General features: G+C 35.2%; 14 protein-coding genes and 3 tRNA genes. 8 read left to right on the top strand and 9 right to left on the bottom strand.

What is annotated here, in order from left to right:
- Window positions 1-10 precede the first annotated feature (10 nt).
- A complete protein-coding gene (locus tag FOL89_RS08255; RefSeq protein ID WP_228444881.1) occupies window positions 11-1537 on the top strand; it encodes a S41 family peptidase in 1527 nt (508 codons plus the stop codon).
- Between the two features lie 62 nt (window positions 1538-1599).
- On the opposite strand, the gene prmC is transcribed toward FOL89_RS08255, so the two are convergent.
- Genes prmC through FOL89_RS08235 form a run of 4 tightly spaced genes read right to left on the bottom strand, consistent with a single transcriptional unit; the run spans window position 1600 to window position 4535 of the window.
- Window positions 1600-2451 carry a peptide chain release factor N(5)-glutamine methyltransferase gene (gene prmC, locus FOL89_RS08250; RefSeq protein ID WP_144282348.1) on the bottom strand — a complete coding sequence of 284 codons (852 nt, stop codon included), beginning with the start codon at window positions 2449-2451 and terminating at the stop codon, window positions 1600-1602.
- Window positions 2448-3206 carry a peroxide stress protein YaaA gene (yaaA, locus tag FOL89_RS08245; protein WP_144282347.1) on the bottom strand — a complete coding sequence of 253 codons (759 nt, stop codon included), beginning with the start codon at window positions 3204-3206 and terminating at the stop codon, window positions 2448-2450. Before yaaA ends, prmC begins: the two co-directional genes overlap by 4 nt.
- Window positions 3203-3910, bottom strand: coding sequence for a CPBP family intramembrane glutamic endopeptidase (locus tag FOL89_RS08240; protein WP_144282346.1), 708 nt, complete (start codon window positions 3908-3910; stop codon window positions 3203-3205). Before FOL89_RS08240 ends, yaaA begins: the two co-directional genes overlap by 4 nt.
- A gap of 13 nt (window positions 3911-3923) precedes the next feature.
- Complete coding sequence (locus tag FOL89_RS08235) at window positions 3924-4535, bottom strand: L-threonylcarbamoyladenylate synthase (RefSeq protein ID WP_144282345.1); 612 nt, start codon at window positions 4533-4535, stop codon at window positions 3924-3926.
- Between the two features lie 100 nt (window positions 4536-4635).
- Here FOL89_RS08235 and FOL89_RS08230 point away from each other — a divergent pair.
- From FOL89_RS08230 to FOL89_RS08215, 4 genes are all read left to right on the top strand, one after another.
- Window positions 4636-4708 (top strand) — tRNA-Met (locus FOL89_RS08230).
- A 32-nt stretch (window positions 4709-4740) separates the two neighbouring features.
- A tRNA-Met gene (locus FOL89_RS08225) sits at window positions 4741-4813 on the top strand.
- 39 nt (window positions 4814-4852) lie between these two features.
- Window positions 4853-4928 (top strand) — tRNA-Met (locus FOL89_RS08220).
- Window positions 4929-5095: 167 nt separating this feature from the next.
- Window positions 5096-7084: a urocanate hydratase gene (locus FOL89_RS08215; RefSeq protein ID WP_144282344.1), complete on the top strand. Its 1989-nt coding sequence runs from the start codon at window positions 5096-5098 to the stop codon at window positions 7082-7084.
- A 100-nt stretch (window positions 7085-7184) separates the two neighbouring features.
- On the opposite strand, the gene FOL89_RS08210 is transcribed toward FOL89_RS08215, so the two are convergent.
- The 3 genes from FOL89_RS08210 to FOL89_RS08200 form a co-directional block, all read right to left on the bottom strand.
- Window positions 7185-7604, bottom strand: a complete 420-nt coding sequence (locus FOL89_RS08210) for an endonuclease domain-containing protein (RefSeq protein WP_144282343.1) — start codon at window positions 7602-7604, stop codon at window positions 7185-7187.
- A 372-nt stretch (window positions 7605-7976) separates the two neighbouring features.
- The gene (locus tag FOL89_RS08205) at window positions 7977-8378 is read right to left on the bottom strand and encodes a hypothetical protein (protein WP_144282342.1); all 402 of its coding nucleotides are present in this window, start codon (window positions 8376-8378) and stop codon (window positions 7977-7979) included.
- A 14-nt stretch (window positions 8379-8392) separates the two neighbouring features.
- A complete protein-coding gene (locus tag FOL89_RS08200; protein ID WP_144282341.1) occupies window positions 8393-9250 on the bottom strand; it encodes an SH3 domain-containing protein in 858 nt (285 codons plus the stop codon).
- Between the two features lie 476 nt (window positions 9251-9726).
- Between FOL89_RS08200 and FOL89_RS08195 the strand changes: the two genes are divergently transcribed.
- The gene (locus FOL89_RS08195) at window positions 9727-10422 is read left to right on the top strand and encodes a DUF6261 family protein (RefSeq protein WP_144282340.1); all 696 of its coding nucleotides are present in this window, start codon (window positions 9727-9729) and stop codon (window positions 10420-10422) included.
- Between the two features lie 146 nt (window positions 10423-10568).
- Here the strand turns inward: FOL89_RS08195 and FOL89_RS08190 are convergent, their stop codons facing one another.
- Both FOL89_RS08190 and FOL89_RS08185 read right to left on the bottom strand, forming a co-directional pair.
- On the bottom strand, window positions 10569-10874 hold the full coding sequence (locus FOL89_RS08190) for a DUF493 family protein (RefSeq protein WP_130913624.1): 306 nt from the start codon (window positions 10872-10874) through the stop codon (window positions 10569-10571).
- Between the two features lie 18 nt (window positions 10875-10892).
- Complete coding sequence (locus FOL89_RS08185; protein WP_144282339.1) at window positions 10893-11573, bottom strand: DUF4197 family protein; 681 nt, start codon at window positions 11571-11573, stop codon at window positions 10893-10895.
- A gap of 436 nt (window positions 11574-12009) precedes the next feature.
- On the opposite strand from FOL89_RS08185, the gene FOL89_RS08180 reads away from it, so the two are divergent.
- Together FOL89_RS08180 and FOL89_RS08175 are read left to right on the top strand one after the other, a co-directional pair.
- Complete coding sequence (locus FOL89_RS08180) at window positions 12010-14841, top strand: SusC/RagA family TonB-linked outer membrane protein (protein ID WP_144282338.1); 2832 nt, start codon at window positions 12010-12012, stop codon at window positions 14839-14841.
- 10 nt (window positions 14842-14851) lie between these two features.
- Window positions 14852-16324, top strand: coding sequence for a RagB/SusD family nutrient uptake outer membrane protein (locus tag FOL89_RS08175; protein WP_144282337.1), 1473 nt, complete (start codon window positions 14852-14854; stop codon window positions 16322-16324).
- Window positions 16325-16328 lie beyond the last annotated feature (4 nt).

Here is a 16328-nt window from a genome sequence, read left to right as displayed (position 1 = left end):
CCGCTTAATCTTGAGATATCTTTCTTTTATTGCTTTAGCAGTCATTTTTTCTTCCTGTATTTCTGTGAAAAATTATAATAAACAGAGATTGGAAATGATCTCTCCCGAAAACCTAAGAAAAGATGTAGATTTTACTTATTCTAAACTTCAGGAGCTTCATCCGAAGCTTTACTGGTATATTTCTAAACAAGAACTTGGTTATAAATTTGACAGCATTAAAAATACGATAAACAAACCGCTCAATTCTGTGCAGTTTTATTTTAAATTACAGCCTGTAATTGCTCAGATCAAAGAAGGTCATCTTTCTCTGAGAATACCCTCAAAAAGGTTTTCAAGAAAAGAAATTAAAGTATTGAAAAATAAAAAAGGACTTTTCGGAAGGTTTGAGTATCGTCTTGAGGGTGATCATCTTTATTTTACAGAAAATAAAGATTCTATTGAAAACATCAAACCGGGAACTGAGCTTTTAAGCATTAATGATGAACCTGTTTCAAAATACATCAGAAAATACAGTCAATTAATCAATAGTGACGGCGAAAATACTACGTTTCAGCCTTATTATCTGAACGATGTTTTCTTTAATTTTTATGTTGCTGAAAAAGGAATTCTGGACAGTGCAAAAATTGAAACATTGTATGAAAGCGAAAGAAAACAAATCGTTTTGAAACGCGAATCCAAAAATAAAAATGAACTCGAAAAAGAAAAAGTAAACCGAAAAAGAACTCCCGAAAAAAAGATTAACGATTATGTGGCATTCAGTAATTCTTATAACAGGAGCTTTAAGTTTCTGGACAAAGACAGTACAATTGCATACATGAAAATCAAGAGCTTTTCCGGAACTTTTTCTCGGAAGTTTTATAAAGAAACATTTTCAAAAATTAAAAATGCTAACTCCTCACACCTGATTATTGATATCAGGAACAATTACGGTGGTTCGCTTTCAGAGATCAACAATCTTTATTCTTATCTTGCAAAAGAACCTTTTGTACTCATTAAACCGGCAGAATTAACCTCTAAAACGAGTCCATTAAAAACCAATTATTTCAGAAGAGTCAGTCCTTTGCAATATGCTTTAAAAAGTTTGGCTTACCCCGGCTACTTTTTTTACCAGGTCTTTAGCGTTTACAAAGGCGATAATGGAGGTGCATACTATAAAATGAAAGAAAATAGATCTACAAAACCTAAAGAAGATACTTTTTCAGGGAAAATATATGTATTGATCAACGGAAGCAGTTTCTCGGCTTCATCTGTCATTTCATCAAAGTTAAAGTATGATAAACGCGTTGTTTTGGTAGGTGAAGAAACGGGAGGAGCTCATGATGGAACGGTAGCAGGATTTTATTCTTATCAAAAATTACCGCATTCTAAAATAGAATTTCCGATTGGTTTGCTTTTGGTGCAGCCCAATATTGATTTTGAAGAAAAACATCGAGGCGTTATTCCTGATGTTGAAGTTAAAGAAAGCCTACAAAATATAATTGACAAAAAAGATGTGCAGCTGGAATGGATTTTAAACGATATTGCTGTTCATAGATAAGCCTCTTTTTAGAGGTCTGTCGTCATTAATCAGATTTTAAAATGGGACTGAATCTTTATCTTTTATTTTTTCACCATAACAAATCTGTCATTTCCACTAAGATCTTTTATTAATTCTGCTTCCGGGAAATTTTTTTTATATAATGCTAATGTTTCTTTTCCTAATTTCTGATTGATCTCCAGGAATAATAATCCGTTTTCATTCAGGTATTTCTGGGCATCGTCTGCGATTTTTCTATAGAAAATCAGCGCATCTGAAGTAGGAGAGAATAGCGCCATTGCAGGTTCAAAACCTTTTACCGAATGTGCTATTTCCTCTTCTTCATCAATACCGATATAAGGCGGATTTGATATAATGATGTCGAATTTTTCATTAAAATTAAAATTCAGATAATCGGCATAGATGAAATTGATGTTAAGCTGATAAAATTCTGCATTTTTTTTGGCAATTTCCAAAGCTTTTTCCGATACATCAATGGAGGTAACTTCCGCTTCAGTAAAACATTTTTTTAAAACCAACGGAATGACTCCGCTTCCTGTTCCGATATCCAAAATCTTTAAAGCTTGGACATTCAGCTTTGAATTTTTAATTTTTTTGATCGCAAATTCCAACAATTCTTCTGTTTCAGGACGTGGAATCAGCACATTTTCATCCACAAAAATTTTCATTCCGTAAAATTCAGTTTCACCCAAAATCTGCTGATAAGGTTTTCCTGTTTTTAATTCTGAAATAATATGTTTAAATTTTTTTTCATGTTCTTCTGAGATTTTCTCGCCAGAAAACTGTCTTTGTAGAATTGTATTCCAGCCCAGAATATCTTCGGCAAACAGTTGAAACATGAAACGGCTTTCCGATTCTTCATACAAATCAGAAATGTTCTGAGCAAAAACTTTTTTTATTTCTTCAAATTTCATCGTACAAAAACAAGATGATTATCCGTTGATTTTTCCTCATCAATTCTATAGCGTTCATAGTTAAATGCTTTTACATCGTCCAATGTTTTGGCATTTTGTTCGGCACAGAATCTTGCGACCAAACCTCTTGCGTGTTTGGTATAGACAACAATGGTTTTCAGTTTCCCTTCTTTCAGCTCATAAAAATCAAAATCAATCATCTGATGATTCAGTTTTTTTCGGTCAATTACTTTTACATATTCGTTGCTTGCAAGGTTGAGGAGAATTTCCTTTTTTTTCATCTCAGAATTAAGCTGCTCAGTTACTTTTTCTGTCCAGAAACCGTAGAGATTTTTATATTCTTGAAATTCAAAATTTCTGCCCATTTCCAGACGGTAAAGCATTACTTTGTCAGAAGGTTTCAGCAATCCGTATAATCCGGAAAGTATTCTGTGATTTTTTTGAAGATAATCTACAGCTTTTTTATCTAAACTTTTGGCATCTAAACCTCTGTAAACTTCTCCTGTAAAAGCAAATAGGGCAGGACAGGACTCTTTTGCTGTTGGTTTGGCTTTCCATTTTTGGTTTCTTTCCCAGTTTTCGTCAGCGAGTTTAGACGAAATTTCCATTAATTCTGAAAGATATTTCGGAGATTTGTCTTTTAAATAAGATTGTATTAATGCTGCTTCATCAATAAATTTCGGTGTTGTGGAACGAAGGAAACCCGTTGAATAGTCTACATTCATCAGTTTTGCAGGAGAAGTTATAATTTTCATAACTGTAGTAAAGATAAGTGTTTAATATCGATCAGATTCATCATCATCAAAGAAATAAAATCAATAAGAAAATGACAGATGATTAAAATTTTAATATTGGAATATACTTTATAAGATATGGCAAAAACCAGCCCTATAAAAAAAGGAATCGCAACCTGGCCAATTGTTCCATAAGTGCTGTGCAGAATTCCGAATAAAAGTGCCGAAACAACAACACCTAATATCGGACTGTTATAAATTTTTTCAATTCTTGGCTGAATGTAAGCTCTCATCAGCAGTTCTTCAATGACTCCCGCAGTAAGACAGGTAAATGCTATAAGCAAATAATTATTTTGGAATAAGATTTTGAACTCTGCAAGTCTTTTGCTGATCTTTTCTTCCGTTAAAAGCATGATAATACTGTTCAAAAAAGCACCGCCAATGGTACAAATAAGATATAAAACAGTCACAGCGCCCAAATAAAACAACGAAGAATATTTTTTGTCTTCCCAAACGAAAAAAGATCTGTCTTCTATGAAGAAGTTGTACACCAGAACCAAGACCAACACCAGCCAGAGCGAAAGTCTGTTATAAAAAAATAAATCAGGTGTTAATGTTTTGTACTGAAAAAAAACATTAATGACAGGAATTGAATACAGCATAAAAGCAGTAAGCAATACAAAAGTCAGGATTATACCTAAAGAATATCTTCCGTTTAAACTCATTTCTAAAGCAGATCTATATTTCTCCTTTTCCCTGACGAATGATTTCCGGCTCACCGGAAGTAAGATCTACAATCGTGGATGCTATGTTGTCTCCGTAACCGGAATCAATCACAATATCAACCAGATGATCGTACTTTTCAGCTATGAGTTCGGGATCAGTAGAATATTCGATGATTTCATCATCATCCTTAATGGATGTGGAAGCAATAGGATGTCCTAATTTTTCTACAATTAATTGCGGAATAGGATGATCCGGAACTCTTATCCCGATGGTTTTATGGTTTTTGTAAGCTAAAGGTAAACTTTTGTTAGCATCAAGAATAAAAGTAAACGGACCCGGAAGGTGACTCTTCAAAAATCTGAATATAGAAGTATCAATAGGTCTTGTAAAATCTGAAAGATGGCTCAGATCGTTACAGATGATAGAAAATTTTGCTTTTTCCAGCTTTTGTTTTTTCAGCTGGGCAAGTTTTTCCATTGCTTTAATGTCAAAAATATTACAGCCCAAAGCATACACCGTATCTGAAGGATAAATGATCAGTCCACCGTTGTTCAATGTTTTAATGACCTCATTAATAAGATTTTCCTGAGGATTGTCTGGATATATTTTTAAAATTTTTGCCATAAACAAATGTACGAATATTTACACCGAATCAAAGAATATGCCTTATTTAAAAGAAAAACTTGCAATTTTGAGAATTATTCGTATATTTGCAGTCCAATATCGCGGGGTAGAGCAGTAGGTAGCTCGTCGGGCTCATAACCCGGAGGTCGCACGTTCGAGTCGTGTCCCCGCTACAAAGGTCACTTTTAAAGTGCGAAAAATATATCGCGGGATGGAGCAGTAGGTAGCTCGTCGGGCTCATAACCCGAAGGTCATCGGTTCGAGTCCGGTTCCCGCTACTAAGCATAACGTTTTCGGTAGACGTTCAGAAAATATACCGCGGGGTAGAGCAGTAGGTAGCTCGTCGGGCTCATAACCCGGAGGTCGCACGTTCGAGTCGTGTCCCCGCTACCAACAGGAGAATCAGAAATGGTTCTCCTTTTTTGTTTGAAATAAAGACTTTTATAATAAGCAATAAGCTGGGGTTGCAATTTTCACGGATAGAATTTTCTTTATATCTTTAAAACCTTGATTTTATAACTTTAATTTCAGCATTCAACCAAAGAATTTTAAACTCAACTATGACTTTCAAAGAGCAAATACAGCAAGGTATTCCAAGCCAGCTGCCACAACCTAAACCATACGAAACCAATATCAATCACGCTCCGAAACGAAAAGAAATTTTATCGGAAGAAGAAAAAAAACTAGCGTTAAAGAATGCTTTACGTTATTTTGAATCCCAATTTCATACAGAATTAATTCAGGAGTTCAGAAAAGAGCTTGATGAATACGGAAGAATTTATATGTACCGTTTCCGTCCGGATTACGAGATGAAAGCAAGAGATATTGCAGAGTATCCTGGGAAATCGGAACAGGCAAAAGCAATTATGTTGATGATTCAGAACAATCTGGATTATGCGGTGGCACAACATCCGCACGAACTGATTACTTATGGCGGAAACGGAGCCGTTTTCTCTAACTGGGCGCAGTATCTTTTAACGATGAAATATCTGTCTGAGATGACGGATGAGCAGACTTTAGTGATGTATTCCGGACATCCGATGGGATTGTTTCCTTCGCATAAAGATGCACCAAGAGTGGTGGTGACAAACGGAATGGTGATTCCTAACTATTCTAAACCCGATGATTGGGAAAAATTTAATGCGTTGGGTGTTTCACAGTATGGACAAATGACAGCGGGAAGTTATATGTACATCGGTCCGCAGGGAATTGTGCATGGAACCACGATTACGGTTTTAAATGCTTTCAGAAAAATCAATAAAGAGCCAAAAGGCGGATTGTTTGTTACTTCAGGATTAGGCGGGATGTCCGGAGCGCAGCCAAAAGCAGGAAATATTGCAGGTTGTGTGACCGTTTGTGCAGAAGTGAATCCTAAAATTACCAAAATCCGTCACGATCAGAAATGGGTGAACGAAATCCACGAAAATCTGGATGAATTGGTAGAAAGAGTGAGAAAAGCGCAGGAAAATAAAGAATCGGTTTCTCTGGCGTTTCTTGGAAATATTGTGGAGGTTTGGGAAAAATTTGATCAGGAAAATTTAAGAATTGATATCGGTAGTGACCAGACTTCTCTTCATAATCCTTGGGCGGGAGGTTATTATCCTGCAGGACAAAGCTTTGAAGAATCCAACAAAATGATGGCGGAAAACCCTGAGCTGTTCAAAGAAAAAGTTCAGCAAAGTCTGAGAAGACACGCAGAAGCCATCAACAAACATACAGCAAAAGGAACCTATTTCTTCGATTACGGAAATGCCTTTTTACTGGAAGCTTCCAGAGCCGGAGCTGATGTAATGTCAGATCATCCTACATTGGGAAGAGAATTCAAATTCCCTTCTTATGTTCAGGATATTATGGGACCGATGTGTTTCGATTATGGTTTCGGACCGTTCCGTTGGGTTTGTGCCAGCGGAAAACCGGAAGATTTACAGAAAACAGACGAAATTGCCTGTCAGGTTTTAGAGGAAATGATTAAAACTTCTCCTGAAGAAATCCAGCAGCAGATGAAAGACAATATTCAGTGGATTAAAGGCGCACAGGAAAACAATCTGGTGGTCGGTTCGCAGGCAAGAATTTTATATGCCGATGCAGAAGGAAGAATGAAGATCGCTGAAGCTTTCAACAAAGCTATTGCCAACGGAGAAATCGGAGCGGTGGTTTTGGGAAGAGATCACCACGATGTTTCGGGGACAGATTCGCCGTACAGAGAGACTTCCAATATTTATGACGGTTCGAGATTTACGGCAGATATGGCGATCCATAATGTAATTGGCGACAGTTTCCGTGGGGCAACCTGGGTTTCTATTCACAATGGAGGTGGCGTTGGTTGGGGCGAAGTCATCAATGGTGGTTTCGGGATGTTATTGGACGGAAGCGATGATGCCGACACAAGATTAAAATCCATGCTGTTCTGGGATGTCAACAACGGAATCTCCCGAAGAAGCTGGGCAAGAAATGAAGGCGCTGTTTTCGCTATCAAAAGAGCCATGGAAGCAGAACCGAATTTGAAGGTGACGCTCCCGAATTTTGTGGATGAAAATCTCTTTGATTAAAAATTCCCCTCCAACGGAGGGGTGGCGATTCGCCAAAAGCGAAATTGACGGGGTGGTTATGTAAAAACGAATCAAATCACCCTTTTCATTCAAAGAAGTTTTAGCTATAATTTTCAATAATAAAACTCTCAAGTTCTTTTATGGCTGTAGACAAATTCTGCTTTACATCCCAATCGGTCATTCTAAAAACTTTCAGTCCAAGACTTTCCAGAAACCCGGTTCTTCGCAGATCATATTCCTGCTTAAAATCATGACTTGTCCCATCAATTTCAACGACCAAGCCCAATGTTTTTACGTAAAAATCAACAATGTAGTTTCCTATAATTCTTTGTCTGTCAAAATCAATATGGTGAAAAGTTTTATTTCGGACCTGTTTCCAAAACAAGACTTCTGATAAAATTCCCAGTTTTCTTTTTTCTTTTGCTAAAGGTATGAGTAGCGGATTGTAAGGCAGGTTTTCGACAAAGTTTCGGTAGATAATAATGCCGTTGATGTGTGTTAATATCTGCTTTTCTAACATTTGTGTTTTTATTTTGAACGAATTTACGTTTTTTTCTAAATGGAACTGACCACCCCGTCTTAATTTTCTTTTGAAAATTAATCCACCCCTCCGGAGGAGGGGAATTTCCACACGTCTTTTTTTTGTTTAAAGATAAAATGGCGAGATTAACTTTGTCAGAAATAAGGTGCTGTTTTCGCACAGGTTCCCCTCCATTGGAGGGGTGGCGATTCGCCAAAGGCGAATTGACGGGGTGGTTACAGTAAATGTCTGCAACAACACTCGTTTTTAATTTTTGCCTTGTCCATAGTAACTCAATAGAAAAACCTGCTGCGAGGCAGGTTTTTTTCCGATTTTTTTTTGTATAAAAACCAATTTTGCTTTCTAAAGGATTTAATTGCTACAGTCCTTAATTTGAAAAGTCGGAACTGTTCCTTTATTAAATAACTTTATACAAAGAATGTTTTTTTCGCTAACCCAATTATCAGACCCTACATTTGTATACCTTTCATTATAAAAATTAATAAATTCTTGAAGTGTTTCCTTATTTTTAACTAAAATTAAACTTGTACTACAAATATTATTTCGATCAAAAGTATACGTAACTCTATAATTCTGCCTTTCTAGTAACAAGGATTTTATTTCAGAACCACCTATCCAAATACTATTCATAGGTCTTAAATTTTCGTTACTATACTTATTAACGACTTCATTATAAGTGTAACCTACCATAGATTGACCAAAAAACATTGTACAAAATAAAAAACACATCACTAAATAAATTTTTCTATCCATAATAAATTGTTTGATTACTCTCTAATTAAATCATCTTTTAATATCCATCCAATACTGGTCTGCCCTAAAGTATTTGTAAACTCTATGTAAATAAAGTATTTTGATTCTGCAATGGCATAAATAACTGTGTCATAAATTAGATATGCTTTTCTAGCGTCTTTAATGTTTGGAGTATTGCAAAAATAAGTTTTATCAACGTTTACTCTAAAGTATTTTGAATCATTGCTTCTAGAGTTATTGTTGTAAGTATCTTCAGTTTTTACAGAAGGTGTCAGGTATCTACTGTTTATAAAACCATTTATTGTAGAATAGCTATTTGTATTGGGCAAATATCTTTTTACTTGAACCTTGTCCCAATATCCTACTTGTTTTATAGATATTACTTCATCTGAGAAAGCAAGTTCTTCAATAATATTGTCGGAAACCTTTGGTGCAGTTCTTAAATTCACATTAGTTGTATTTACGTATTTTTTCGTAGAACGGATATAATTATTTGAATTGTTATAATATTGGTAACTGGATGTAGGAGAACTTGTCGTTGTTGATCTTTTCGTACGATAATATCCACTTACATAAGTTCCATCATTTCGATAATAACCATTTACCAATTCTTTATCATAATTAGATGAAGAAGAATTATTATAATAATTATAAGTTGTTGGAGAAGAAGTTCTCGAAGAACTTGTAGTGTATTCTGTATTTGGGTTGTAATTACCCCTATAACTATAATTGTCCGTAATAGTTGAATTTGGTGCAGTTCTTACATGTGGCTGAACATAAGTGCCGTTCTTTCTGTAATAGCCTCTCACGACAACCTGAGAATAATTATAAATTGACAGTAAGATAACAAAGAGAGTAAATGTTTTTTTCATACTTTATTATTTAGTTTTCAAAGATAAATATTATAATGAAACTCCGATTACGTGTTCCCGTAAACAATAGAAAAAAAACAAAAAAAATCATTCCCAATCAAAACCACAGCATCTGCAATAACCTTAAAACCAACCTTATTCATCCGCATTTTATTAAAAACAATCTTGTTTGTAACCTCCTGCAATTGCGAGTAGTCTCCAACAAATTGCGGGAAACCTTCGGAGAACTTTTCTAGTTTAAAACAAACCTGTTTGTAACTTCCGGAGCAATCCGTTGGTTTAAAACAAGCTTGTTTGTAATCACAGAAGATTTCGTTAGTATTTCTTTGCTGAGTAGAACGCCATTGCGAACCTTAAAAGCATTTAGTAATGAAAAAATATTTGCGAACCTTGCGTTAAAAATCACTACAATCTTTAAAGCATATTCAAATTTTTATATATTTGATTCTTAAATTATTAATTAAAAACGCAAACGTATGAAAATTGCACTTACAAAGCTGAGCACGAAAGACCTTGCAACTTTGGCTCAGAGAATTATTTCCAACATTCAGTCAGGAAAATATCCTGTGATTACCAATCATCCGCTTACCGCAGCTTTGCAGGCTTCCTACATCGAGTATGATCAGGTCTACACCAAACAAATCTACAGCGGAAAAGGAAAAGACGTTGCCACGGCAGACCACGAAAGGGATGTCGCTTATACTGATCTGAAAGCTTTTCTTAACGGGTACCGAAAGCTCTCTTCCGCACCCAATTATCAGTTGGCGGAGGATTTGTACGGTATCTTCAAGACATTCGGGCTGAATCTGGATCGTTTAAGTTATTCTTCACAAACCGCACAGATGAAAAAGCTGATCGAAGAACTGGAAACTCCCGAAAACACACAGAAAATAACAGCTCTTTCCTTAACTACGGCTTTCGCAGATATGAAAACCAAGCACGAAGATTTTGAAGTACAGTTTGCAGATCAGGCAGAAGCCAATGCGGACCTCAGACAAATGACGAGTGCAAGTGCCATCCGGAAAGATCTTGAGAAAAACCTGAAAACGTACCTCGGTCTTTTAACGGCAATGAAAGATGTTACCGGTTGGCAAATGCTTTACAGCGATACCAACGAGCTGGTAAAAGCAGCAAAAAATTCGGAACTAAAGGAGGGTGAAAAACCATCGTAAATAATGACTCAGCAGACCGCTGAGTTTTTTTGTGAAATATAATGATTTACTGGAAATATTAATCTTTTGTAAGTGAAAAATATCATTGCCGATAGTTTAATTAAAAAAGGCCGGCAATTGCCGACCTTGTTACTTGAAACTTTATTCTATAACAAAATAACATTTTCAATTTTCGCCACTTCCTGATAAATAAATACTACCTGATCTGCATCCAGAACAAAAGCATTGATGTTGCAGGCGGTATATTTGCCGTTTTTGCTTTCACGGTTACTCATGGTGAATTTGATGCCGTCGAAAACTTTATAGATTTCTGTAATCTTTGCCTCATCGGTCGGAATGATGAATTTGAACAGATAATCTTCCGGAAAATCATGATTGTTTTCCAGTTTTTCCTTTAATGAATTATAAAAATCCTCAGGACTTGCGTGGTTATTTCCTTGTAATATTTCCATATTTAAAGATAGTAAAAATTATTTTTTTCCGAAAGGCCCTAGAAGGGTTGCGGAGTTCTGCTTTTCGTGGTCTTCAATAATGTTGAAAAGTCCGTTCACAATCTGTTCGGAAGCCAGGATGCTCAGTCCGCCTGCGTTGACATTATTTGTATTTCCTCCTAAAAGGCTTCCCAATAAATTACTTCCCGAAAGAGCCGTATTGATCGTTTTTACAATGCCATATTTATTGAGTTCCTGCTCAACTCTTGGTGCAATTGCCTGAATAAGCTGTGCTTGAGTTTTTTCTTTTAAAATTAAAGTGGCAGTCCCTTTTTCTCCCTGAATAATGCGGGTTACATCCTGTGCGTTGAGACTGTTAACAGCGTTTTCCAGAATAGGTTTTGATATCTGTACGGTGTAAGCTGCGGCTTCGGCAATATATTCTCTTTGTTTGGCAACAAGTGCAGGTGCAATTTTCTCAAGCGTTGAATTGATGTTTCTTAATTCGCTTGGTAAAGCTTTGTCTACAAGATTGTTTTGGAGAAAAGCTTGTTTGTTTCCGTAAATATTCGCTCCTTTATTGATGCCGCCCAGTAAAACTCTTTTGATAACTGCCAAACCTAAGTCTGTAGTAGCAAGCGTAGAACATGACTGAACGCTTGTAGTGATTACTGCTGCTGTACTAAAAGTGATGATTGCAGCAAAAATATATTTTTTCATAGTAAGTTTATTTTAGTTAAAATAAATGATAAGAGTTTACTGTTTTCTTTTAAATTCCAAAGTTAATATAATAAACCTCACAGTAAAAACTTGGGTAATGAGATTTTCAAGCTAAAATTTAAGACAAATTTAATGCCTTTTTGACTGAAAGTTCCAAAAAAGGGTTTTTGCTGTTGTTTTTGGATATTTTTATTGCTTCATTATGAAAAAATGAAAAAAAATATGATATGAAATTGATAAAATAATTATTATAAATTAAAAAATAAATAGTTAAAATGGCTTATAGGTTATCAATAACATAACGGAAATTGAATTATTAAATTTTTTTTAAGAAACATTAACATCTTTCGTAAATTTTTTTATTTTTGAGATAATGTCTTATTTTGAACATAACAAAGTGAATGACATTAAAGAAAACAAGATAAAATTAAACTATATGAAACAAACTAATTTAAAGTATTCCTGTCTTATTGCCGTTCTCTACTTCGGAATGAACGTTAATGGACAGACTACTCCTCAGGACACGCTCCCAAAAGAGCAGAAAATAGAGGAGGTGGTGATGATTGGATATGGTACAGCAAAGAAACGTGATCTAACAGGATCAATTGTTAAAGTAGAAGGTGGAGAAGTTGCGGATAAGCCAGCATCTAACCCATTGAACTCATTACAAGGTAAAGTTGCAGGTTTATCTATCGTAAACTCAGGACAACCGGGTTCACAAGCGGATGTAAGAATTAGAGGTACTGCTACAATTAATGGTGTAAATCCTATTTATATTGTTGACGGTGCTTTTGCAAATAATATTGATTTTGTAAATCCTGCAGATATAGAATCAATGGAGGTTTTGAAAGATCCATCATCTCTTGCGATTTTTGGTAGTAGAGCAGCTAACGGAGCCATTATTATTACTACTAAAAGAGGAAAAACCGGAAGAACTAGTATAAGCTTAAACTCTTCAATTGGAGTAAAATCTTTTGATAACAGACCTGACTTAACAGATGCGCAAGGTTTCAGAACTTTATATAATGAAGATCTTACGAATCAAGGATCAGCTCCATACAATTTTTCACCATTTACTGCAAATACTAACTGGATAGATGAGATTGCTAAAAAGGGAGGTATTATAAATCAGCACAATATTACAATTTCAAATGGTAGTGAGAAAAACAGAATGAGTTTCTCCTTTGGTTATCAATCTGAAGATGGTTCTATCAAAAACGAGAAATATGATAGAATGACTTTTAAGTTTAATGATGACTTGAAAATTTCAAATTCTGTAAGGGCAGGTTTTGGCTTAACAGGTTCTTATGCAAATCTCCCTCAGCTTCGCAGTTTCGGTTCTGCTTTAAATGCTACTCCTGTTGTTAGTCCTATCAATTTAATACCGGGTGAATTTTATGGATTATACAATTCTTTACCTCAACAATTAGGGGCAGCACAAATTGGTAATCCTCTAGCTGTTGTAGAAGGGATGAGAAATACCCAAATCAATAAAGACATTCAGTTTAACCCAAATATGTATTTTGAATTTGATTTCTTTAAAAACTTTACTTTCAGATCCAGTTATTTCGTAAATTACAGAAATGGTTACGGAAGAGGGTATACTCCTGTTTTTAATGTGTATATTACAGAAACAAATACTGCAGCTCCCTATTCTGGTAATTTATTAACTGGAATTAGACAATTTGAAAATCGTGACATGAGTTTTCAGCAAAATCAATTACTTACCTATAAAAAGAAATTCGGAAGTCATGACCTAACTTTAATGGCTGGTTTTGAAACAATAAACCGTGAAATTAGAGGCATGAATGGTTCTGCAAGAGGAAGTTTGTCTAATCCGTTTGGTCAGATTCCTAACGACCCGAGATTTTGGTATCTAAATTCGGACTTTGTAGATACTGCTACCAAAACGGTTAATACGACAGGATATACAGAGAAACAAGCTTCATATTTCGGTAGAATGTTGTATAGTTTTGCTAATAAATATATGCTTAATGCATCAATCAGGAGAGATGGCTCTGCATATCTTTCTCCTGGAAACAGATTTGATAATTTCTGGTCTGTAGGTGCAGCTTGGGAAGTCACCAAAGAAGATTTTATGAAAGATATAAGTTTCCTAAATTATTTAAAACTTAAGGGATCTTATGGAGATTTGGGTAACCAGTTTGTTGCTGGTGGTAGATACTATGGATATCCTACGTATATTGAAGGAGGAACTGGGGTTTTTAATGGTAATATATATCCTGCCTATATTCCTGAATTTGTTACAAATCCTAATTTATCTTGGGAACATTTAAAATCTTATGAATTTGGTTTTGAATCAATGCTATTAAACAGAAAGTTATCTTTAGATGCTAACTACTATAATAAGAAGACAGATGGTATAATTACAAGAACAGATGGTGGATCTGGAAATATATTTTATTCTAATGCTGGTTCCATGGAAGCTAAAGGTTTCGAATTTTCAGCAGGATGGAAAGATAATATTTCTGAGAATTTCAGTTATTATATTAATGGTAATTTAACTACGACAAAAACAAAAGTTCTTTCAACATTATCTGAAGGCTATACAACATTTGACGGACCCTCTATATTTCGTGCAGGTTTACCAGCAGGTGCGTTTTACGGGTATGTTGTTGAAGGATTATATCAATCGTATGCAGATATTTTAGGGTCTCCAGCTTCAACAATAGGAGATGTAGGACCAGGTGATTTTAAATATAAGGATATTAATGGTGACGGGAAAATTACTCCAGATGATAGAACAATGATAGGTAATCCTACACCAGACTTTACATATGGTTTTAGTGTGGGTGCGGAATATAAAGGGATTTACATGAATGCTGATTTTTACGGAGTGTATGGTAATGAAGTGTTTAGAAGCTGGGGTAATGGAAACTCATTTGCACCTTTCAATTATCGAGAAGAAAGACTCGATCGTTGGACGGGTCCAGGGACATCTAACTGGGAGCCAAGGAGTTTTTCAGGTACAGCATACAACCGTGAAAATTCTACCTATATGATAGAAGATGGAAGTTTTTTTAGAATAAGAAATGTACAATTGGGATACAATTTTAATAAAGATCTAATTTCACAATTTAAATTAGAAGGTTTAAAATTGTATGTAAATATTCAAAATCTTAAAACATGGGATCGTGTAAATGGATTTACACCAGAATTTGGAGGATCTGCAACTCAGTTTGGGGTGAATTCTAGCGGATATCCAAACCCAAGAATTGTTAGTTTCGGACTTAATGCAAATTTTTAAACAAGTTAAAATGAAAAAAATTAAATTTAAACATATTGTAATTGCAGCATTTTTAGGAACAACTGCAACAACTATTCAAAGCTGTGGAGAAGACTGGCTTGATGTTAAACCATTAGGAAGACCTGTAGGTGATGAAGTAACATTAGGTGGATTTGAAACTAAAGCTTTTGGTCTTTATGCAAGTTTGAGAGAACAGAGCGGTGTAAGTGATTTTTCGTATGTCTGGACTCATTGCATCAGAGCAGACGATAATGAAAAAGGAAGTACAGCTACTGATGCAGCAGCAGACGGAACTGTTTTTAATAATTTTGGCTATGTAGCAACAAACGGTCATATTAAAAACAACTGGACGGGCCATTATAAGATTATTTTTGATGCAAATAGTCTGATTAGCGTAGCAGTTGCATCTGGTGATACATCTAGTGGAACATTAGCTAATATTGCAGAAGCAAAAGCAATCAGAGGATTTTGTTTTTTTGAATTAAGAAGAGATTATGGTGAAGTGCCTGTAAATCTTAAAACAATTGTAAATCCGATAGATGAGATTGCACCTAAAAAAACAATAGCAGAAGTTGATGCTCAAATTATCAAAGATCTTACAGAAGCAGCTGTAGATCTACCTAATCAATGGCCAACCGCATATTTGGGTAGAGTAACGAAGGGTACGGCAAATGCTGTATTAGCAAAATTATATCTTTACCAAGGGAATTATGTTAAAGCATTGGAACACGCAGAGCTTGTTATCAATTCTGGAGTGTATCAGTTAAATAATTCTTACGACGCAGAATTTACTAAAGCTGGCAATAATTCTAAAGAATCTATTTTAGAAGTTCAAAAAACATACGACTTTCCAACAAAGTATACTAACAACTTTTATGAATCTCAAGGGGTTAGAGGTTCAGGAACTTGGGATTTAGGATGGGGATTCAATGTACCTTCCACAGATCTTATTGCAGCTTATGAAACCGGAGATTTGAGGAAGAAAACAACAATCCTTACTTCTGGAGGTCCGGATATTTATAATACTGCAACACTTCCTGCGGGACCTAATAATCCTAATCCGGTTCTTGCTCAGCAATATTGGAATGGTAAAGCCTATACTTTACCCTCAGAAAGAACATTTTATGCCCAAAACAAAAATCACTGGGAAAATATTAAACTCATAAGATATGCAGATGTTATCCTAATTGCTGCTGAAGCTGCTTTACAATCTGGAAATGCTGGAAAAGCAACTACATATCTTAACATGATCCGAACCAGAGCTGGTTTGCCAAACACAACAGCCACTTTAGCTGCCATTAAACAAGAAAGAAGAGTAGAATTTGCAATGGAATTCGAGAGATTTTACGATTTAGTAAGATGGGGTGATGCTATTACTGTTTTATCTTCTAAAGGATATCAGGATAAGCATAAATATTTCCCAATTCCTCAGGATGCTATTGATAAAGCTCAAGGTGTATTAGTTCAAAATCCTAATTATTAATCAA

Source organism: Chryseobacterium echinoideorum (assembly GCF_007474535.1).
Classification (GTDB): Bacteria; Bacteroidota; Bacteroidia; order Flavobacteriales; family Weeksellaceae; genus Chryseobacterium; species Chryseobacterium echinoideorum.
Note: the sequence above shows the minus strand (reverse complement) of the source record. Positions and strands in the feature narration are given on the sequence as shown.